Below are 18661 nucleotides of genomic sequence, written 5' to 3'. Positions count from 1 at the left end.
GCGCCGACTCTAGGGAGAAAATCCGTCGCGGTCCAGACTGGGATTAAGAGATTTTCCGACACGGGAAAACGGTGCGTATGAACAGTCGCTCATGACAAAAGGGGACAGTTCGGTGAGCGGTTCCCCGATCGTGGTGGGCAACAATACCGTGGTGCCGGTGACGTGTTACGTCCTGAACGACGCGTAGAGGACACTCAATGTCCCTTACGCGTCGTTCGCGACATTAAAACCGCGCGGTGAGTGTCTCGACGGGACTCCGTGGCTGTGCTGTCAGACTGCGGGCATGTACACGACCTCGGAGCGGTTGCTGCGGCTGCTGTCCCTCCTGCAGGCGCGGCGGGACTGGCCGGGCCCGGAGCTGGCGGACCGGCTCGGCGTCGACGTCCGCACCGTCCGCCGGGACGTCGAGCGGCTGCGGAACCTCGGCTACCCGGTGCACGCCACGTCCGGTGTCGCCGGCGGGTACCGGCTGGGTGCGGGTGCCGCGCTGCCGCCGCTGCTGCTGGACGACGACGAGGCGGTGGCGGTCGCGGTGGGACTGCGCACGGCCGCGAACGGCACGGTGGCCGGGATCGAGGAGTCGTCGGTGCGCGCGCTGGCCAAGCTGGAACAGGTGCTCCCGGCGCGGCTGCGGCACCGGGTGAGCGGGGTGCGCGCGGCCACGGTTTCACTGGGCGGGGGAGGGCCGGTGATCGATGCCGAGGTGCTGACGGCCGTCGCCGCCGCGTGCCGCGACCACCAGCGGCTGCGGTTCGGCTACGGCGACCGCGACGGCGTGGTCACCGAGCGGGAGGTGGAACCGCTGCGGCTGGTGCACACCGGGCGGCGCTGGTACCTCGTGGCGTTCGACGTCGGCAGGGACGGCTGGCGGACGTTCCGGGCCGACCGCGTCGACGGCGTCCCGGTGCCGGGGTTCCGGTTCACCCCGCGTGAACCACCCGCCGAGGATCTCGCCGCGTACGTGACGCGGGCGATCAGCTCGGCGCCCTATCCGCATCAGCTCGTGCTGCGGGTGGCCGCGCCGGCGGCCGTGGTCGCCGAGCGCGTCGGCCCCGCGGTGGGGACCGTCGAGGCGATCGACGAGGGCAGCTGCCGGGTGCGGACCGGGGCGCAGGGACTGGATCCCGTGCCGTTCCACCTGGCCCACTGGGATTTCGACTTCGTCGTGGAGGAGGCCCCGCCCGAACTCGTCGAACGGCTACGGCTGGTCGCCGACCGCTTCGCGCGAGCGATCCGCTGACGGGATCTCCGGTTCGTCCGTGGCCTGCTCCGGGACTTCGGGCCCGGCGGCGCGGGCGCGGCGGGCGAGGACCGCGATCGAGGCGAGCGAGATGACCGAAAGCACGATGATGTAGGCCGACACCGACATCGACGTCCCGGTGGATTCGAGCAGCAGCACCATGACGAACGGCGCGAGCCCGCCGCCGGCGACCGCGCTGATCTGGTAGCCGAGCGACGCGCCGGTGTAGCGCATCTTCGCCGTGAACAGCTCGGCGAAGAGCGCGGCCTGCGGCCCGTACATGATGCTCAGGAACAGGCTGCCGACGAAGCTGGCCACCACGAACCACAGCAACGACTTCGTGTCGATGAGCAGGAACATCGGGACGGCCCACAGCAGCAGCCCGGCCGCGCCGAAGGCGTAGATCCGGATCCGGCCGATCCGGTCGGAAAGTCCCGCCGCGAACGGGATCACGGCCAGCTGGGTGGTGCTGATGATCAGCGTCGCGGTGAGCACGGTGGTGCGGGACATGCCGAGGTCGCGCGTCGCGTAGTCGAGTGTGCCGGTGAGCAGGATGTAGAACGTCGCGGTGTTGACGGCGAAGGAGCCACCGGCGAGCAGCACGGTGCCGAGATGGTGGCGCAGGATGTCGCGCAGTGGCGAGGACGCGCGCTGCTGCGCGGCCAGTTTCGCTTCCGCCGCACGGTATTCCGGGGTCTCCTCGACGCGGGCGTGGATGTACCAGGCCAGCACGAGCACGAGAACGCCGACCAGGAACGGCAGCCGCCACGCCCAGGACAGGAAGTCGGCGGGCGGCGCGACGCGCGAGGCGATGAGGAAGACGGAGTTCGCGAGCACCACGCCGATCGGCACGCCGAGCTGGACGAGGCTGCCGTAGAGCCCGCGCTTGCCGGGCGGCGCGTACTCGGTGGCCAGCAGCATCGCGCCGCCCCACTGCGCGCCGACCGCGATGCCCTGGACCAGCCGCAGCAGTACGAGGATCAGCGGGGCCGCGATGCCGATCGAGGCGTAGGTCGGCAGCAGGCCGATGCCGGTCGTGGCCAGGCCCATCACCGCGATGGCCAGTACCAGCACGGGTTTGCGGCCGCGCCGGTCGCCCAGCGTGCCGGCGATGATCCCGCCGACCGGCCGGGCGAGGAAGCCGACCGCGAAGGTCGCGAAGGAGGCGAGGACACCGGCCGCCGGGTTCGCGGCGGGGAAGAAGGTCTTCCCGAACACGAGCGCGGCGGCGATGCCGAAGACGAAGTAGTCGTACCACTCGACCGAAGCGGCGAGTGAGGCCGCGGTCGCGGCCCGGCGGCGTTGTTTGATCGACAGGCTGGCGGCGGGGTCCGTCATGTTCGCGCCCTTCGTCCGAAGCAGGGACTTCGTGGTCCGGGCAAAGTAAGCAACCGCTCGGTATGTGGTCAACGTCTCAGCGCACTTTCTCGATACCGACCGGATACCGCGTCACCCTGATGGCGGCGAGCAAACTAGATTGCTAGCATGCTTGCATGGGTGCCGAAGTGAAGCAGTTCAACGTCTATCTGCCCGTGGACCTGATCAGGCAGGTGAAGCACTTCGCGATCGATCACGAGATGTCGCTCTCGGCGCTGGTCACCGAGGCGCTGCGCGCTCACCTCGCCGCCCATGGGCAGCAAGACGAAGACCGTTCGTGAAAGAGGAGAAGGACATGACGACCAAGGGTGTCGAAGGCGTCTACCTGCACACGCACAACTGGGGGAAGACGGCCAAGTTCCTGGAGGCGCTGGGCTACAAGGTCGAGTTCGCCACCGACCACGGGTCCGGGACGCTCCGGCACGAGGAGGGGCCGTATTTCGTCGTCGCCGAGGTCCCCGAGGACCAGGAGCCCGAGGCCCAGCTGGTGCTACGGGTCGAGGACGCCGACGCGTTCCGTCCCGACCCGATCGTCGAGGTGGTCACCCCGTTCGAGGAAACGCACTGGGGAACCCAGCGGATGGTCGTGCGTGATCCGGACGGCCGCCGGTGGAGCGTCGAAGCGCCGCTCAAGAAATGACCACGACACTGGGGGAGACCGTGCCGCGGCGCGGTCTCGGCATGCTCGTGGTGATGGTCGGGGTGCTCATCGCGGGGGTCGACGGCACGATCGTGGTCCTCGCGTTGCCCGCGATCCAAAGCGGTCTCGGCGTTTCGCTGGCCTCGGTCACCTGGGTGGTCGTCAGCTACCTGCTGGTGGTCACGGTGCTCGCCACCCAGCTGGGCAGGCTCGGCGACATGTTCGGCCGGGTGCGGATGTACGAGGCCGGGTTCGCGATCCTGGTGCTCGGCTCGGTGCTGTGCGCGCTGTCGTGGGACGCGCCGACCGTCATCGTTTCCCGCGTGGTCCAAGGGATCGGGGCCGCGCTGATCGCCGCCAACAGCGGCGCGGTCATCGCCGAGCTGTACCCGCCGTCCGAACGCGGCCGCGCCTACGGGTTCAACGCCGTCGGGTTCTCGCTCGGTTCGGTGATCGGCGTGCTGCTCGGCGGCGTCATCGTGACCTACGTGTCGTGGCGCTGGATCTTCTGGATCAACGTGCCGATCGGCGTCGTCGCGCTGGTGCTGGCCCTCCGGGTGCTGCGGGACCGGGGCGAACGGCGGCGCCGCCGATTCGATCCGCTGGGCGGGATCACCTTGGGGGCGGGCCTTTTCGGGGTGTTGTGGGCGATGACCGGGCTCGCCACCGGACCGCTGGACGCGACGATGATCGCGTGCCTGGCCGGCGGCGTCGTACTCCTGGTGGCGTTCGTGTTCATCGAACTGCGGCAGAAGGACCCGACGCTGGATCTGTCGCTGTTCCGGATTCCCGCCATGGCCCCTTCGCTGCTGGCCGCGTTGTTCCAGGGACTCGGCAGCTTCGCCGTGCTCTTCCTCGTGATCATGTACCTGCAGGGGCCACGCGGTCTCGACCCGGTCGACGCGTCCCTGCTGCTCGTGCCGGGGTATGTACTCGGCGCGGCGGCGGGGCCGTACGCCGGGCGGCTGGCCGATCGCCTCGGCCCGGTGATCCCGGCGACCGCCGGGCTGGGGATCTCCGTCGTCGCGCTGGTGATCTTCGCCCAGATGACCACGACCAGCAGCCTGTGGCTCACCGCGATCGGCAACGTGGTCATCATGATCGGGGGCAGTTTCTTCTATCCCGCCAACAGTTCCGCGGTGATGACGGCGTCTCCGCCGGAGTGGCTGGGGATCGCTTCCGGGGTGCTCCGGACGTTCTCCAGTATCGGGATGGTCTTCTCGTTCACTACCGCGATCGTGGTCGCCTCGTACGCCATCCCGCGCGATCTGGCGTTCGCCATCTTCGTCGGCACCACCAGGCTGCACGGCGAGCTCGCCACGACCTTCACCAAGGGGCTCAGCGCGGCGTTCTACGCCATGATGGGCATCATGGCGCTGGCCGCCGTGTGCTCCGCCGTCCGTGGCCGGGTCGATGCGCCGAAGGCGGTGGCTAGTTAGCGACCGCTTGGTATGTGACTCAGGCTACCTTCGTGCCGAGCATGCGGAGGACGAGCTCCCCGTACTCCTCGCCGAGCGCCTTCGGGGTCTTGCGGGAGCGCTCGGTGTACCAGCGGGCGACGTCGACGCCGAGGGACAGCACGGCCCTGGCCGCGGTGCGCGGGTCGCCGACGGTGAAGACGCCCGCCCCGGCGCCTTCGGTGATCACGTCGCGGACGATGCGCTCGATCTTGCGCCGCAGGTCGGCGACCACTTCGAACTCCTCGTCCGGCAGCGCGTGCAGCTCGTACTGCACGACGCGGGCGACCGTGTGCCGCCGGGCGTGCCAGGCCACGAAGTCCTCCACGATCCGGCGGATCCGCTCCACCGGGTCGGCGACCTTGGCGACGACGCTCTGCACGACCGACAGCGTCTGCTCGTGGCCGCTGCGGCTGATCGCGAACAGCAGCGCCGCCTTCGACGGGAAGTGCACGTACAGCGCCGCGGGACTCATCCCGGCGGCGCTCGCGATGTCCCGGGTGGTGGTGGCGTGGTACCCGCGCTGGGCGAAGGATTCGACGCCGGCCAGCATCAGCCGCCGTGCCGTCTCCGGTTGCACGTCCGGCCACAGCTCGGCCGACAGGGACATGGTCATCCGCGGATCCTTCCAGAGCCGGCACGTCGGCGGGCGCGCTTGCCGCCGCCGCGATCACTCCCATCCTACTAAGCAATCGCTTAACGGCCTGCGGGAACCGGTACGCGGGCTGGTCAGTGCTCGCCGTCCCGGTCGTCCGCCGGGCCGTCGTCCCTCGCTGTCGTGGCGTCCGGACCGGCGCGCACCGCCGAGGTGACCGCGTGGTAGATCGGTGTCGGCTCCTCGTGTGCCCGGCCGGTGTCCGCCGGCGCTGCCTCGTGTTTTCCGCGATCTCCCATGGCACGGCATCCTGCCCGACAGCGCGTGCGTGGGTGCTCGTCCGCGCGCCGGGTCCGCACGGGCCGCCGGGTGTCCGGAAAGTCCGGGCCGGTCCCTCACAAGTGGGGGGGCGCGGCCGGGAAACCGTGGTGTGTGCACACCATGGGTAGGACCGCCGGACGGGCGTCCGCGAGCGAGGCTCACCCGGATGGCAGAGGCGGCGCCGCGCGGGGAACGGCACCTGCGTCGCGGTGGCCGGTCATCTTCACTCGCGTGGGGGAAGGACGTTTCCGGGGCCGCCGCTGCTGGATTCGGCCAACCCGCCCCATCTGGGTGAAGGGTGCCGTGGTTGATGCGGGCTATCGTCGTTTCGGGCCTGCTTTCGAGAAGTGCGCGGGGAGGGTTCCATGTCGGTTTCCGATTTTCTGGCGATCAAGATCGGTCGCGGGTTCGACGGTTTGGACGTGGACGGGGATGGCCGGCTCACCGAAAACGATCATGTGGTGATGGGGCAGCGGGCGGCATTGTCGCTCGGGTACGAGCCGGGAACGCCCGCGGAGCGGAAGATCATCGACGCCTATCTGAAGATCTGGCACGAGGTGAGTTCTGGTCCAGCGCGGATCCGGAAGCGCCGGGCAATTGGTGGATGGGACGCCCCATTCGCGGCTGAACTGCGCGCTTCGCGTCTTCTCCGCGCCAGTGGCCTCCGCCAGGGGTGGGCGGAGGCCACTGGGGTGTCAGCGCCGGTCAGCCGGTGACGTCGAGGTGGGCCGGGACCGGGGTCGGGGCCGGGGCCTTGCCGTTCGCGTCGGGCTTGTCGCCGGCGGGCTTGTCCTCGTTGCCGCCCTGGTCGTCCGAGGGCTTGCTCGGCGAAGTGGGCTTGTCGGCCGGTTTCGTCGGTTCGGGGGGCGCGGTGGTCGAGGTGCCACCGTCGCCGTCAGCCTCGGGCGTGCAGGTCGCCGAGGCCAGGCTCAGCTTCTGGATGCCGTCCACGCCGATCTCGATCGCGGTGACCGTGATCGAGCCGTCCTTGTTCTTCGTCTGCTTGTTCAGGGTGACCGAGGCCAGGCCGGGCACGCTGATCGTGGTGTTCGGGGCGGCGGCCGCGTCCAGCTTGGTACCGCCGATCGACGCCTTCGCCAATGACGAGGAAGCCTTGCCGTCCTTGCAATCACTGGTGATCGCCGAGGCGGTCAGCAGCGGCTTGTCCGAGTGGATCAGTACGCCGGGGTTCACGCTGACGTCCTTGATGCTCGCCTTGGCGAAGTCCTTGCCCGCCTGGGCGTTGAGCACGTTCAGCGTGAACATCCCGCCCGGCAGCGAGAACTCGGCGACCGATTTCTGGTCGAAGCCCGCCGAACCGCGCACGGAGGGCAGCGGGTCGATCTTCAGCAGCCCGCTCGCGGCGATCGCGTAGGCGGAGTTGTCCTCGTGCTCGGTGGCGCTCGCCGCGGGGGCGAGCAGGGTTCCGGTCGCGAGGACGGCGGTCAGCGCGCCGACGCCACCGGCGACGGTCTTGCTCTTGGACAATGGGGTGCCTTTCACGGTGGAGGATAACGGTTTCTCGGGGGAGGTGAAGCGGAACCGCCGCGGCTACGTGATGTTCACGATCGTGCCGAGCGGAACCTTGACGAGTGCGTCGAGCGCGTCTTTGGGCACCCGGATGCAGCCGTCGCTGGTGGCCTTGCCGACGAAGCTGTCGTCCGGCCAGGTGTGGATGCCGACCGTGCCCGGCCCGCCGCCGAAGGTCTGGTGCGAGTCCGAGTGGAAGCTCAACGGGAGCACGATCGGGCTGTACTTGTTCACGGTTTCCGCGATCGAGGCGAGGATGTACGCCCGCCCCTGCGGGGTCGGGTACTCCGGCTTGCCGGTGCCGATCGTCCACTGGCCGAGTTTCTTGCCGGATTGCAGCAGTTCCAGGGAGAACGTGTCGCGAGCGACGTTGACGACGTAGTCGTTCCGCGCGTTCTCCGTCTTCCCCGCGTCGACATGCACCCAGCCCGCGGCCGCGTTCGGCCGGGTCGGCAGCAGCACCTCGGCCCAGGAACCCTGTTCGGCGATCACCGGGACCCAGGTCGGCGAACCCATCTGGATCGACGGGAGCTTCGCGATCGCCTTCCCGCCGGCACTGGTGTAGACGATCAGGTCTTCCTTGGGGTGGATGACCTTTCCGGTCGGCTGCGCGCCGGAATCCTTGACCGCCTCGGGAACCGAGCCGAACGTGGTGGCCTCGGGCAGTGCGGTCAGGTCCTCCCGGCTCACCGCGGCCGGGGCCGCCTCGGGGGTGTCACTGCCGCACCCCGCGGTCAGGAACGCCAGGCAGGCGACCGCCGCGACCACGAACCACGCCCGATTCCGTCCCGGCTGCCGGGGACGACTCGGAATAGCGCAGATTTCCATCTATCACGATCCTTGAATGGATGATTTCACGCAGGAAGGAATAGCGCGGTAACCAAGTGCACGAATCGAATGGTCACTTGCCCGCTCAGCGAGATCCGCCGCGCCAACGGATCCTGGGCGATACGCCTAGGGGATATTCACGCGTAACTCGAAAGACTGTCAATCGCTAACGGAACGTCTACGTGTCTGCCCTTCGAGCGACAAGTTTTCTCACCCGGGTGGGTGTAGGCACGCATACTAGCGACACACACAGGCGTACTGCTAGTGGGTCACCGAGGCTAAAAAGTCGACGTTTCTGAGTCTTTCGCGTGGATGGATGCTGATCAGGATGACAAATATTCCGGTGACCAGCGGCGCCGGGAATGACTCGTTTGACGGCGGCAATGCGCGCCGGCGTGGGCCTGCTGTCCGGTTTCATCCGATCGAGTGGAATGGTCAGGCGGGCGGTAACGCGCAATGGTACATACCATTCCGGTGGTATTCGGCGGCCAAACGCCGTTGTCAGCCAGGTTCGGCGCCCCGGCGTCCACGCGGGAGTGGGTCCGGCCGGGCTTCGGCGCCGGTCCGACGCGCCACCCGTCGGGCGCTTGCCGCCCGGGCCTGGACAGCGTCCGCTCCAGGCCCGTGATCCGGTTAACAGCGACAAATCGTCGACTTCCGCCACGGAGCGCGGCTATCCTGCTGCGCTAAGCAGCCGCTTAGGCACGGGAGGCCCTCGATGCCCGACGCAGCGACCTCGCAAGGAGCCGGAATGGTGATCGGAGTCCTCAAGGAAGCCCAGCCGGGGGAGACGCGGGTGGCCGCCACCCCGGCGACGGTGGGCAAGCTCCGGGCGCTGGGGTACGACGTGGTCGTCGAACCGGGCGCCGGGCTGGCGTCGGGGTTCTTCGACGAGGCCTACGCCGAGGCGGGCGCCACGATCGGTGCCGTCGCCGACGCGGACGTCGTGTTCGGGGTGAACGCCCCGTCGGAAGAGCAGCTGACGGCGGTGAAACCGGGCGCGACGCTGGTCAGCCTGCTGTCCCCGGCGCTGAAGCCGGAACTGGTGGAGGACCTGGCGCGGCGGCCGATCACGGCGCTGGCGATGGACGCGGTGCCGCGGATTTCGCGGGCGCAGTCGCTGGACGTGCTTTCTTCGATGGCCAACATCGCGGGGTACCGGGCGGTCGTGGAGGCCGCGCACACCTTCGGCCGGTTCTTCACCGGTCAGGTGACCGCGGCGGGCAAGGTGGCCCCGGCCAAGGTGCTGGTCGTCGGTGCCGGGGTGGCCGGGCTGGCCGCGATCGGCGCGGCGGGCTCGCTGGGCGCGGTCGTGCGGGCGACGGATCCGCGGCCGGAGGTGGCCGACCAGGTCAAGAGCCTCGGCGGGGAGTACCTGTCCATCGAGGACTCCGAGGCCGAGGTCTCGGCCACCGGATACGCCAAGGAGATGGGCGACGACTACAAGGCGCGCGAGGCCCAGCTGTACGCCAAGCAGTGCGAGGACGTCGACATCATCGTCACCACCGCGCTCATCCCCGGGAAGCCGGCGCCGCGGATCATCACCGCGGAGATGGTCGCCTCGATGAAGCCGGGATCGGTGATCGTGGACATGGCCGCGGCCAACGGCGGCAACGTCGAGGGCACGGTGGCGGGGGAGAAGATCGTCACCGCCAACGGGGTCACGATCCTCGGCTACACCGATCTGGCGGGCCGCCTGCCCGCGCAGGCGTCGCAGCTGTACGGCACCAACCTGGTGAACCTGCTGAAGCTGATGACGCCGGAGAAGGACGGCAAGCTGGTCGTCGACTTCGACGACGTCGTGATCCGCTCGATGACCGTCGTCAAGGACGGCGAGCTGACCTGGCCGCCCCCGCCGGTGCGGGTCTCGGCGGCCCCGGCGCCCGCGGCTTCCGAGCCCGCGGCCGAAAAACCGGTCAAGAAGCCCGTGCCGGCGGGCCGCAGCCTGGGCCTGGTGCTGGTCGCCGCCGCGGTGTTCCTGGGGCTGGCGGCGCTGGCCCCGGCCGCGCTGCTGCCGCATCTGACGGTGTTCGCGCTGGCGATCGTGATCGGCTACTACGTGATCGGGCACGTGCACCACGCGCTGCACACGCCGTTGATGTCGGTGACGAACGCGATCTCCGGGATCATCGTGGTCGGCGCCGTGCTGAACCTGGTCAGCACCGCGGGCACGGTCGTCGTCCTCGCCGTGGCGGCGACGCTGCTGGCCTCCATCAACGTCTTCGGTGGCTTCGCGGTGACCCGCCGCATGCTCGCCATGTTCACCCGCAGCTGACCGCCGCCGTCCCCGACCCGGTACTGAGAGGCCCTGAGATGACCGTGCACACCGCGAGCCAGGCGGCCTACATCGTCGCCGCGCTGCTGTTCATCCTGGCGCTGGCCGGGCTGTCCCGGCACGAGACGGCGAGGGCGGGCAACTCCTTCGGCATCGCCGGGATGGCGGTCGCGCTGGTCGCCACGATCGCGCTGACGCTGGACCAGGGCATCAGGGGCGCCGCGTTCGGCCTGCTGGTCGCCGCGATGCTGGTCGGCGCGCTGATCGGGCTGTGGCGGGCCCGGGTGGTGCAGATGACCGGGATGCCCGAGCTGATCGCGCTGCTGCACTCGTTCGTCGGGCTCGCCGCGGTGCTGGTCGGCTGGAACGGTTTCCTGCTGGTCGAACACGAGCCCGGCGGCGTCGAGGCGCGGCATCTGGACTCGCTCGGCACGCTGGGCATCCACCACGCCGAGGTGTTCATCGGGGTGTTCATCGGCGCGGTCACCTTCACCGGCTCGATCGTGGCCAACCTCAAGCTGTCCGCGAAGATCAAGTCCGCGCCGCTGACGCTGCCCGGCAAGAACCTGCTCAATCTGGGCGCGCTGGTCGTGTTCGTCGCGCTCACCGCCTGGTTCGTGATCGATCCGCAGTTGTGGCTGCTGATCGCGGTCACGGTCGTCGCCCTCGCGCTCGGCTGGCATCTGGTCGCGTCCATCGGTGGCGGCGACATGCCGGTGGTCGTGTCGATGCTGAACTCCTATTCCGGCTGGGCCGCGGCCGCGTCGGGGTTCCTGCTGGAGAACGATCTGCTGATCATCACCGGCGCGCTGGTCGGTTCCTCCGGTGCGTATCTGTCGTACATCATGTGCAAGGCGATGAACCGTTCGTTCGTCTCGGTGATCGCCGGTGGTTTCGGGATCGAGGCGGGTCCGAGCGGGGACAAGGACTACGGCGAACACCGGGAAATCACCGCGGAAGGCGCTGCGGAACTGCTGACCGGCGCGTCGCGGGTGATCATCACGCCCGGCTACGGCATGGCCGTCGCCCAGGCGCAGTACGGCGTGGCCGAGCTGACCCGCAAACTGCGCGACAAGGGGGTCGAGGTCCGCTTCGGCATCCACCCGGTGGCCGGCCGGTTGCCGGGACACATGAACGTGCTGCTGGCCGAGGCCAAGGTGCCCTACGACATCGTGCTCGAAATGGACGAGATCAACGACGACTTCGCCGACACCGACGTGGTCCTGGTCATCGGCGCCAACGACACGGTGAATCCCGCCGCGACGGAGGACCCCGGCAGCCCGATCGCGGGCATGCCCGTGCTCACCGTCTGGGAAGCCGCCAACGTGGTCGTGTTCAAGCGTTCCATGGCCTCCGGTTACGCCGGGGTGCAGAACCCGTTGTTCTTCCGGGACAACTCCGCGATGCTCTTCGGCGACGCGAAGGACCGGGTCGGCGACATCCTCACCGCTCTCTGAACCGGTTACCGGCCGCGGCGGAGTGCGACGCACTGCCAAACGAGAAAACCCATGGCCAGCAACAGATAGCTGTTGCCGGCCACATGCTCCAGCGGCCGCCAGGTGAGCTCGCGGAGCTGGGTGGCGGGCAGGAACGAATGCGGTGCGACGGCGAAGACCACGAGGACGGCCACCAGAGCGGCCACCGCGCGGCGGCTTCGGGCGCGGGCGCCGAGCAGGACGGCGGCGGGGACGATCCACACCCAGTGGTGCGACCACGAGATCGGTGAGCACACCAGCACCATGGCCGCGTTGAGCAGGAGTGCCATCGGGGCGTCGGCGCGGCGCATGGCCCCCACGGCGAGCAGCAGGGCGGCCGCTGTCGTCACCACGATCGCGACGAGCGTCGGCGTGGGCGGCAGCCCGAGCCGGTGGACCGCGCCCTGGATCGACTGGTTGGTGGCGTAGACCGATCCGCTCAACCCCGAGGCCGTGGTCAGCTGGCCACCGAACCAGTAGTCCGCCGATGCCCTCGGCGCCACCGCGAATCCGGCCAGCCCGGCGGCGAGGAACGTGACGACGGCGGTCCCCGCGGCGCGGAAGTCGCGCTTCAGCAGGAAGAACAGGACGAAGCCCGCCGGGGTGATCTTCACCGCCGCGGCCAGCCCCAGCAACAGGCCGCGCGGCCAGCGTGTCTTCGGGGCCAGGCAGTCGATCGCCACCAGCGCCATGAGCACGAGGTTGACCTGGCCGAACCACAGCGTGTTCCGGACCGGTTCGAAGGCCAGTGCCGCCGTCCCGGTCAGGACCGCGGCGAACACGGCGGTGCGGCGTCCGGTGTGCGGCCGCACCACGACGTACACCGCCGCGCCCAGCGCCGCCAGCGAGATCCCGAGCATCAGCACCGCGGCCAGTGGAATCGGCGGGGCCAGGAACACCAGGAACACCACGGCGGCGAACGGTGGATAGATGAACGGCAACTGCAGGCCGCCCCTGGTCGGCGGGAGCGGTCCGTAGACGTCACGCCCGTGTAGCAGGGCTTGCGCGCCGGATCGGTAGACCTCCAGGTCCACCGGCCACAGTGTACAGACGATGGCGACATTTCCCGCTGTCACCACGGATGCGGCCACGACCAGCGTCACCACCGCCCACCGGCGGGTGCCGAGCGCGTCGAGCCGTCGCCGCAGCATCCCGCCGAACGTCGTCGTGTTTCCCCGGCGCAGGAACGGAACTACCACATCACTGTCCATTGTGCTCACTCCGTCCGGTCGCGAGAGGACTCACGCGGGGTGGCCGGCCGCCCCGCGTCGGCGGGCGACCGGCCACGTCCGTGTCAGCTGGTGAACTTCTTGCAGGACGGGGCTTTCGCCGCGGCCTCCTCGACGCTCTTGTCGGTTTTGGTGTCGAAGTCGAAGTTGACCTTGCCGATCTCGGTGCCGGTGTCCTCGCCGATCTTGATGAACGCCGCGCCGTCCGCCGGATCCGCCTTCCCGACCCTGTCCTTGAGGGTGTCGACCACCTGCTTCAGCTGGCCGAGGGACGCGGTGAGCTTGCGGGAACCGTCGTCGAGACTCGTCATGGGGGCCTTGCCCAGTGCGCGGAACTTGTCCATCGCGCCACCCACCGTCGTGGACACCTGGTCGAGGTGCTTGCCGAGTTCGGCCTTCATCTGGCTGGGCGAGGTGGATTCGTCGAACTGCGGGGCCTTCTTGGCGAGGTCCGTGATGCCGTCGGCCGCGGCGCAGAACTGGTCCAGCCATTTCACGGTGTCGGCGCCGGTGTTCGGCGCGGCCACCGACGTCGGGGTGGGTGCGGCGGAGCGGTCCGCGGCCTTCGGCGTTTCCGGCTTGGAACCGCACGCGCCGAGCCCGAACGCGCAGGTGACCGCGAGCAGCGCCGCGCCGATGGTCTTACTCTTCATGGAACTATCCCTTTCACAACAACATTTCACTGACGCGCCGCGGGCGCGCGGAAGCACCGTTCCGATGCCGGACGACTATGCCGTCCGCTGGATGCCGATCGGTCAACGTCCGATCAACGCGCGGAGTCCCGGCCGTTGACGGCGGCGGGGACGTCGTCCCGTTCGGACGGCAACGCCACCAGGTCCGCGTAGCCGGCTTCCCGGTGGGTTCGCGACAGCTTCTCGGTCCCGCTCATGATCCTGTCCACAACGGACAGTCCGATCGCGGAGAGGATGAAAATGGAGTGCAGGATCGCCTGCCACATCACCGCGGTCACGTCGATCTCACCGGTGCCGTGCACCCGTTCGGGGGGCTTGATAAAGGTCCGCAGCAGGTGGATCGAGGAAATGCCGATGATGGCCGTGGCCAGCTTGGCCTTGAGCACGTTGGCGTTGACGTGCGAGAGCCATTCGGGTTCGTCCGGGTGACCTCGCAGGCGGATCCTGGACACGAACGTCTCGTACCCACCCACGATGACCATGATCAGCAGATTGGAGATCATCACGATGTCCACGAGCTGGAGGACCGTCAGCATGACGTCCGACTCGGTGAACGCGCCGCCGTCGGCGCCCCGGCCGCTGAAGCCGTGCACGGCGAGTTCCCAGGTCTCCAGGAGGAACCGCCAGACGTAGACGGCCTGGGCCACGATCAGCCCGACGTAGAGCGGGAACTGGAGCCATCGGCTGAGGAACAGCGCGTAGCCGAGCCGGTTCGGGCGTCGCCGGCCGGGGTACGCCTCGTTGTGGTGCACGCTCGCCGCCTGCTCGTTCATCGGGGGAAGTGCTGGCCGGGCCAGCCGGGCTGGTGTCCCTGCTGGACAACGGGGCCGACCGGGGCCAGTGGCGCCGTCATCACCATCGGCGGAGGTCCCTGGGCTGGTGGTTCCGGTTGTTTCTCGGCCGCTTCCTTCTTCGCGTTGGCGCGTTCGACGATGTATCCGAACACCACCGTGGTGATCAGCGAAATGGAGATCAGCGCCTCGGCCATGAAGAACGCGCCGAAGTCGGCGATCGCGCCGATGGGCGGCGAACCGGGCAGCGCGTTGCGCAGCGGCACCAGTGCGAACAGCAACGCGCCCATGAAGCTGAGCGACGGCCAGAGCAGCCCGCGCCTGCCGCCCGCCGCGAACCAGGCGGCGATCACCGCGGCCAGGCTCAGGCCCCACATGAAGGCCATGATGAACACCGCGAAGGCCATCGTCCCGGTGGACCGCCCCGCCTGGGCGGTGAAGGCCAGCGCGCCGCCGTCGGTCTTCAGGTCGGCGGGCTTGATCTTGAAGAACGAGTCGGCGTTGGTGAACGTCACGCTCACCGGGACCGCGTGGTTCCCGGTCTCGGCAGCGAACAGGACATCGAACTTGTACCGGTCGAACGGGTAGTCGGTGACCACGCCGTCGTGCAAGGCGATCTTGAGGTCGGACACCCCGGGGTTCTTCCCCGGTTTGAGTGACAGGGTCTCTCCTTTGAGCCCGTTGGTGTAGACCGTGATCTCGCGCCGCGGTGCGCCGGTCTCGCCGTCCAGCAGCTGCCCCTGCGGGTGCAGCTCGACCTGGACGGACAGCTCCTGGGCCGCCGCGTCGACCTTCTGGGCGAAGACGGCGACGTCCACCCGGTCGGCCGCGTTCGTGTCCCCCATGACGATCTGGCTCTGGCCATTGCCGCGTTCGACGGCGTACACCCACAGGCTGACGCCGGTGAGCAGCGCGACGACAGCCGCGACGATGACCGCTCTGATCCAACCTGCCAAGCCGCGCTGGGCAGTCCCCTTCGAATTCATTTCATCCTTCTCTGGTCCGGCGTGCGCCTGGCAGGCTAGGAACGCGTGGCCAACGCGTGCTCAACAACCGGTAAACGTGCTGGGGCGAAGGGGTCCTTCATGGCGCCCAGCGCACCGAAGGGCCCCTTCGCAGCGCTGAAGTCCACAAAGGACGGCCCGGGTCGTACTGCCGAAAAGCGGCCGTTACGCTCGCTCGTGGTTATACTCCGCGAAACGCGGCGGGTGGTTTCCCCGCCCGGCACGCGGTGCGGGGAGGAGGGGGCCGGTGGAACAGCCGGCTGGCGCGGTGCGGTTCACGGTGCTCGGACCGGTCCAGGCGTGGCGGGGGGAGGCCGAACTACCGCTCGGGACGCCCCAGCAACGCGCGGTCCTCGCGATGCTGGCGCTCAGACCGGCCCAGGCGGTGTCGGTGGACCAGCTGGTGGCCGGTCTGTGGGGCGAGGACCCGCCACCACGGGCGCTCGGCACGCTCCGGACCTATGTTTCCCGGCTGCGGACGGTGTTCGGAGGCGAGGATCTCCTGGTTTCGGTCGGCAGCTGCTACGCCCTGCGCTGCGGCGCCGAAGACGTCGACGTGGGAGTGTTCGAGCGGCTGGTCGCCGAGGCGGGACAGGCCAAAGCGGACGGTGACCTCGGCGAGGCGGGCCGGCTGCTGACCGCCGCGTTGCGGCAGTGGCGGGGCGAGCCGCTGGCGGGCGTCCCCGGCCCCTACGGCGTGGCACAGCGGACCCGGCTGGCCGAGCGGCGGCTCACCACGCTGGAGACCCGCGTCGAGGTCGAACTGGCCAGAGGTGAGCACGCCGGCGTGGTCGCGGAGCTGACGGCGCTGACCTCCGAACATCCCCTGCGCGAGCGGCTGCGGGAGCTGCTGATGCTCGCGCTGTACCGGGGCGGGCGCCAGGCGGAGGCGCTCGGGGTGTTCACCGACACCCGGCGCACGCTCACCAAGGAGCTCGGCATCGAACCGGGTGAGCGGCTTTGCGCGCTGCACCAGGGAATCCTCGCCGCCGACCCGGATCTCGCGGGCCCGGCACCAGCGGCAGGGCCCAGTGCGGAGCCCGTCGTGCCGAAACCCGCCCAGCTCCCGGCCGACGTCGCCGATTTCACCGGTCGTGCCACCCGGGTCGGTGAACTCGCCGCCGTACTGCGTGCCGGGGCGGATGGTGCCGTGCCGATCACGGCCATCAGCGGGATCGGCGGGATCGGGAAGACCGCCCTCACCGTCCACATCGCACACTCGGTCCGGGGTGACTATCCCGACGGACAGCTCTACGTGGACCTCGAGGGGACGAGCTCCCGCCCCCGCGATCCGGCCGCCGTGCTGGCGGGTTTCCTGCGGGCGCTCGGGGTCGCCGACTCCGCCGTTCCCGAGGAGGCGTCCGAACGGGCGGCGCTCTTCCGGTCCTGCCTGGCCGGGCGTCGGGTGCTGCTGGTGCTGGACAACGCGCGCGACGCCGAGCAGGTCGGCCCGCTGCTGCCCGGTGCGGGCGGGAGCGCGGTCCTGATCACCAGCAGGACGACGATGGCCGGGCTGCCCGCCGTTTTCGTCCCGCTCGAAGCGCTGGAGCGGGCCGAGGCGGCCGCGCTGTTCGGCGCGATCGTGGGGCAGCGGCGGGCCGGCGAGGAACCGGACGCCGTTCTCGATGTGCTCACCGCGTGCGGGTTCCTCCCGCTCGCCGTGCGGATCGCCGCGTCCCGGCTGGCCTGCCGTCCTGATTGGACGATCGCGTCGTTCGCCCGGCGCCTGCGTGACGAGTACCGCAGGCTGGACCAGCTCCGGGTGGGCGATCTGGCCGTCGAAGCGACCTTCGAGCTCAGCTACCGCCAGCTCGGCGCCGAGCACGCCGAGGCGTTCCGGCTGCTGTCCGTGCCCGACACGGCCTTTCTCCCGCTGGCCACCGCGGCGGCGGCGCTGGATCTCGCCGAGCAACGGGCCGAGGACATCCTCGAGTCCCTTGTGGACACCGGACTGCTCGACTCGCCGCGGCCCGGCCAGTACCACTACCACGATCTGCTCAGGTTGTACGCCCGCCGCAAGGCCGAGGACGTCGACCCGGCCGGGGAGCGCGGCGCCGTGGTGGGCCGGGTCCTCGACTTCACGCTGGCCACGACACGCAACGTGTTCCGGCTGCTCGAACCCGGCGACAGTCAGCCCGGCTACGTGGTACCGACCTACGCGGCCGGGCTGTCGTTCGCCGGCCACGACGAGGCCCGTGACTGGCTCGATGTCATGCGGGACAGCACGATGCGCATCGTCGGCCAGACCACGGAGGACCCGGCGGGCGAGCTTCGCCAGGCCGCCGACCTGATGCTGCTCCTCGCCCTGCTCATGGACCGGGTTTCGCCCAGCGGGGACGTGGGGCTGGCGGCGCGGGCGGTCGCCGCGGCCGCGCGGCGCCGGGGTGACCGCGGCAGCGAGATCCGTTCCCGGCACGCGCTCGCCGTGTTCCTCCACCACGCGTGGCGGATGCCGGAGGCGGAGGCCGAACTCACCACCGGGCTGGAGCTGAGCACGGCGTCCGGCGACACCCAGTGCGTCGCCCAGTCCCTGCTCGGCCTCGGGATCTGCGCGGTGGAACGCCGCGGTTACGCGGACGCTCTCGCGCTGCTGGACAAGGCGCGCCCGCTTTACCGCTCTCTCGGGGACAACGCCGCCGTCGCGTTCACCGTGGCCACCAGTGCCTGCGCGCATCTCGGCGTCGGTGACGGCGATCGCGCGCTGGCCGCGGCGGCCGAGGCGCTCGCCGTCAGCCGGGACATCGGGGACAGCATCGCCACGCCGAACGCCCTGCACCAGATCGGGATCGTCCTCGGCGAACTGGGCAGGACCGAGGAGGCGGGTGCTCATCTCCGCGAAGCGATCGCGATGTACAAGAGGGCGCGGCTGCGGACCCAGACCGCCCGTGTGCTGCTCTGCCTCGCCGAGGTGCACCGGAAGGCCGGTGAGTTCGGCCAGGCGCTCGACGTCGCCGAAGAAGCGTTGGCCATCGGAAGGCAGTCGCACCACGCCTATGTCATCGCCGGTGCGCTCGCCGCGCTCGGCAGCGCCCTTGATGGTCTGAACCAGCCCGGCCGCGCGCTGACCTGCCGGCAGCAGGCGCTCGGACTCTTCGAAAGCTGCGGCGCCCCTGAGACCGAACACGTTCGCGGCCTGCTGAGCGGGGCCGTCCCAAGTCCGTGAAGGCCTCCTTCACCACAGCGTTCAGCGCTGTGAAGGAGGCCTTC

The 18661-nt window shown here is 69.6% G+C and carries 17 protein-coding genes; 8 read left to right on the top strand and 9 right to left on the bottom strand.

The window, feature by feature from the left end; translation table 11 throughout:
* Positions 1-283: 283 nt before the first annotated feature.
* Positions 284-1240: a helix-turn-helix transcriptional regulator gene (locus tag ACFWY9_RS13125; protein WP_378326183.1), complete on the top strand. Its 957-nt coding sequence runs from the start codon at positions 284-286 to the stop codon at positions 1238-1240.
* Here the strand turns inward: ACFWY9_RS13125 and ACFWY9_RS13120 are convergent.
* A complete protein-coding gene (locus tag ACFWY9_RS13120) occupies positions 1199-2578 on the bottom strand; it encodes an MFS transporter (protein WP_378326182.1) in 1380 nt (459 codons plus the stop codon). The two genes, ACFWY9_RS13125 and ACFWY9_RS13120, sit on opposite strands and share 42 nt — an antisense overlap.
* Positions 2579-2733: 155 nt before the next feature.
* On the opposite strand from ACFWY9_RS13120, the gene ACFWY9_RS13115 reads away from it, so the two are divergent.
* Genes ACFWY9_RS13115 through ACFWY9_RS13105 form a run of 3 tightly spaced genes read left to right on the top strand, consistent with a single transcriptional unit; the run spans position 2734 to position 4696 of the window.
* On the top strand, positions 2734-2898 hold the full coding sequence (locus tag ACFWY9_RS13115; protein ID WP_378326181.1) for a CopG family transcriptional regulator: 165 nt from the start codon (positions 2734-2736) through the stop codon (positions 2896-2898).
* Between the two features lie 14 nt (positions 2899-2912).
* Positions 2913-3257, top strand: coding sequence for a VOC family protein (locus ACFWY9_RS13110; RefSeq protein ID WP_378326180.1), 345 nt, complete (start codon positions 2913-2915; stop codon positions 3255-3257).
* Positions 3254-4696: an MFS transporter gene (locus ACFWY9_RS13105; protein ID WP_378326179.1), complete on the top strand. Its 1443-nt coding sequence runs from the start codon at positions 3254-3256 to the stop codon at positions 4694-4696. Before ACFWY9_RS13110 ends, ACFWY9_RS13105 begins: the two co-directional genes overlap by 4 nt.
* Positions 4697-4715: 19 nt before the next feature.
* Here the strand turns inward: ACFWY9_RS13105 and ACFWY9_RS13100 are convergent, their stop codons facing one another.
* Positions 4716-5330 carry a TetR/AcrR family transcriptional regulator gene (locus tag ACFWY9_RS13100; protein ID WP_378326178.1) on the bottom strand — a complete coding sequence of 205 codons (615 nt, stop codon included), beginning with the start codon at positions 5328-5330 and terminating at the stop codon, positions 4716-4718.
* 113 nt (positions 5331-5443) lie between these two features.
* The gene (locus tag ACFWY9_RS13095; protein WP_378326177.1) at positions 5444-5608 is read right to left on the bottom strand and encodes a hypothetical protein; all 165 of its coding nucleotides are present in this window, start codon (positions 5606-5608) and stop codon (positions 5444-5446) included.
* Positions 5609-5995: 387 nt separating this feature from the next.
* Here ACFWY9_RS13095 and ACFWY9_RS13090 point away from each other — a divergent pair, with 387 nt between their 5' ends.
* Complete coding sequence (locus tag ACFWY9_RS13090; RefSeq protein WP_378326176.1) at positions 5996-6346, top strand: hypothetical protein; 351 nt, start codon at positions 5996-5998, stop codon at positions 6344-6346.
* On the opposite strand, the gene ACFWY9_RS13085 is transcribed toward ACFWY9_RS13090, so the two are convergent.
* Positions 6336-7133 carry a choice-of-anchor P family protein gene (locus ACFWY9_RS13085; protein ID WP_378326175.1) on the bottom strand — a complete coding sequence of 266 codons (798 nt, stop codon included), beginning with the start codon at positions 7131-7133 and terminating at the stop codon, positions 6336-6338. The two genes, ACFWY9_RS13090 and ACFWY9_RS13085, sit on opposite strands and share 11 nt — an antisense overlap.
* A 48-nt stretch (positions 7134-7181) precedes the next feature.
* Positions 7182-7988: a L,D-transpeptidase gene (locus ACFWY9_RS13080; protein WP_378326174.1), complete on the bottom strand. Its 807-nt coding sequence runs from the start codon at positions 7986-7988 to the stop codon at positions 7182-7184.
* A gap of 751 nt (positions 7989-8739) precedes the next feature.
* Between ACFWY9_RS13080 and ACFWY9_RS13075 the strand changes: the two genes are divergently transcribed.
* Both ACFWY9_RS13075 and pntB read left to right on the top strand, forming a co-directional pair.
* Positions 8740-10263, top strand: a complete 1524-nt coding sequence (locus tag ACFWY9_RS13075) for a Re/Si-specific NAD(P)(+) transhydrogenase subunit alpha (RefSeq protein ID WP_378338950.1) — start codon at positions 8740-8742, stop codon at positions 10261-10263.
* A 38-nt stretch (positions 10264-10301) separates the two neighbouring features.
* The gene (gene pntB, locus ACFWY9_RS13070) at positions 10302-11720 is read left to right on the top strand and encodes a Re/Si-specific NAD(P)(+) transhydrogenase subunit beta (protein ID WP_378326172.1); all 1419 of its coding nucleotides are present in this window, start codon (positions 10302-10304) and stop codon (positions 11718-11720) included.
* A 5-nt stretch (positions 11721-11725) separates the two neighbouring features.
* Here the strand turns inward: pntB and ACFWY9_RS13065 are convergent, their stop codons facing one another.
* The 4 genes from ACFWY9_RS13065 to ACFWY9_RS13050 form a co-directional block, all read right to left on the bottom strand.
* Positions 11726-12949, bottom strand: coding sequence for a glycosyltransferase 87 family protein (locus ACFWY9_RS13065; protein ID WP_378326171.1), 1224 nt, complete (start codon positions 12947-12949; stop codon positions 11726-11728).
* Positions 12950-13032: 83 nt separating this feature from the next.
* Complete coding sequence (locus ACFWY9_RS13060) at positions 13033-13620, bottom strand: hypothetical protein (protein WP_378338949.1); 588 nt, start codon at positions 13618-13620, stop codon at positions 13033-13035.
* Positions 13621-13733: 113 nt separating this feature from the next.
* Positions 13734-14432 carry a TIGR00645 family protein gene (locus ACFWY9_RS13055; protein WP_378326168.1) on the bottom strand — a complete coding sequence of 233 codons (699 nt, stop codon included), beginning with the start codon at positions 14430-14432 and terminating at the stop codon, positions 13734-13736.
* Complete coding sequence (locus ACFWY9_RS13050; protein ID WP_378326166.1) at positions 14429-15406, bottom strand: DUF4436 family protein; 978 nt, start codon at positions 15404-15406, stop codon at positions 14429-14431. The genes ACFWY9_RS13055 and ACFWY9_RS13050 overlap by 4 nt, the downstream gene beginning before the upstream one ends.
* Positions 15407-15701: 295 nt before the next feature.
* On the opposite strand from ACFWY9_RS13050, the gene ACFWY9_RS13045 reads away from it, so the two are divergent.
* Positions 15702-18617, top strand: coding sequence for a BTAD domain-containing putative transcriptional regulator (locus tag ACFWY9_RS13045; protein ID WP_378338948.1), 2916 nt, complete (start codon positions 15702-15704; stop codon positions 18615-18617).
* Positions 18618-18661: the final 44 nt, after the last annotated feature.

The organism is Amycolatopsis sp. NPDC059027, assembly GCF_042739735.1.
In the GTDB taxonomy this organism is placed as follows: domain Bacteria; phylum Actinomycetota; class Actinomycetes; order Mycobacteriales; family Pseudonocardiaceae; genus Amycolatopsis.
The sequence above is the reverse complement of the archived record's forward strand: the minus strand, read 5'-3'. Positions and strand labels throughout refer to the sequence as shown.

Bases quoted from the DNA above. Each gene is read 5' to 3' on its own strand.
- ACFWY9_RS13120 (WP_378326182.1), bottom strand. From the start codon at position 2,578: ATGACGGACCCCGCCGCCAGCCTGTCGATCAAACAACGCCGCCGGGCC.
- ACFWY9_RS13060 (WP_378338949.1), bottom strand. From the start codon at position 13,620: ATGAAGAGTAAGACCATCGGCGCGGCGCTGCTCGCGGTCACCTGCGCG.
- ACFWY9_RS13075 (WP_378338950.1), top strand. From the start codon at position 8,740: ATGGTGATCGGAGTCCTCAAGGAAGCCCAGCCGGGGGAGACGCGGGTG.
- ACFWY9_RS13080 (WP_378326174.1), bottom strand. From the start codon at position 7,988: ATGGAAATCTGCGCTATTCCGAGTCGTCCCCGGCAGCCGGGACGGAAT.
- ACFWY9_RS13110 (WP_378326180.1), top strand. From the start codon at position 2,913: ATGACGACCAAGGGTGTCGAAGGCGTCTACCTGCACACGCACAACTGG.
- ACFWY9_RS13100 (WP_378326178.1), bottom strand. From the start codon at position 5,330: ATGACCATGTCCCTGTCGGCCGAGCTGTGGCCGGACGTGCAACCGGAG.
- ACFWY9_RS13095 (WP_378326177.1), bottom strand. From the start codon at position 5,608: ATGGGAGATCGCGGAAAACACGAGGCAGCGCCGGCGGACACCGGCCGG.
- ACFWY9_RS13125 (WP_378326183.1), top strand. From the start codon at position 284: ATGTACACGACCTCGGAGCGGTTGCTGCGGCTGCTGTCCCTCCTGCAG.
- pntB (WP_378326172.1), top strand. From the start codon at position 10,302: ATGACCGTGCACACCGCGAGCCAGGCGGCCTACATCGTCGCCGCGCTG.
- ACFWY9_RS13055 (WP_378326168.1), bottom strand. From the start codon at position 14,432: ATGAACGAGCAGGCGGCGAGCGTGCACCACAACGAGGCGTACCCCGGC.
- ACFWY9_RS13105 (WP_378326179.1), top strand. From the start codon at position 3,254: ATGACCACGACACTGGGGGAGACCGTGCCGCGGCGCGGTCTCGGCATG.
- ACFWY9_RS13090 (WP_378326176.1), top strand. From the start codon at position 5,996: ATGTCGGTTTCCGATTTTCTGGCGATCAAGATCGGTCGCGGGTTCGAC.
- ACFWY9_RS13065 (WP_378326171.1), bottom strand. From the start codon at position 12,949: ATGGACAGTGATGTGGTAGTTCCGTTCCTGCGCCGGGGAAACACGACG.
- ACFWY9_RS13115 (WP_378326181.1), top strand. From the start codon at position 2,734: ATGGGTGCCGAAGTGAAGCAGTTCAACGTCTATCTGCCCGTGGACCTG.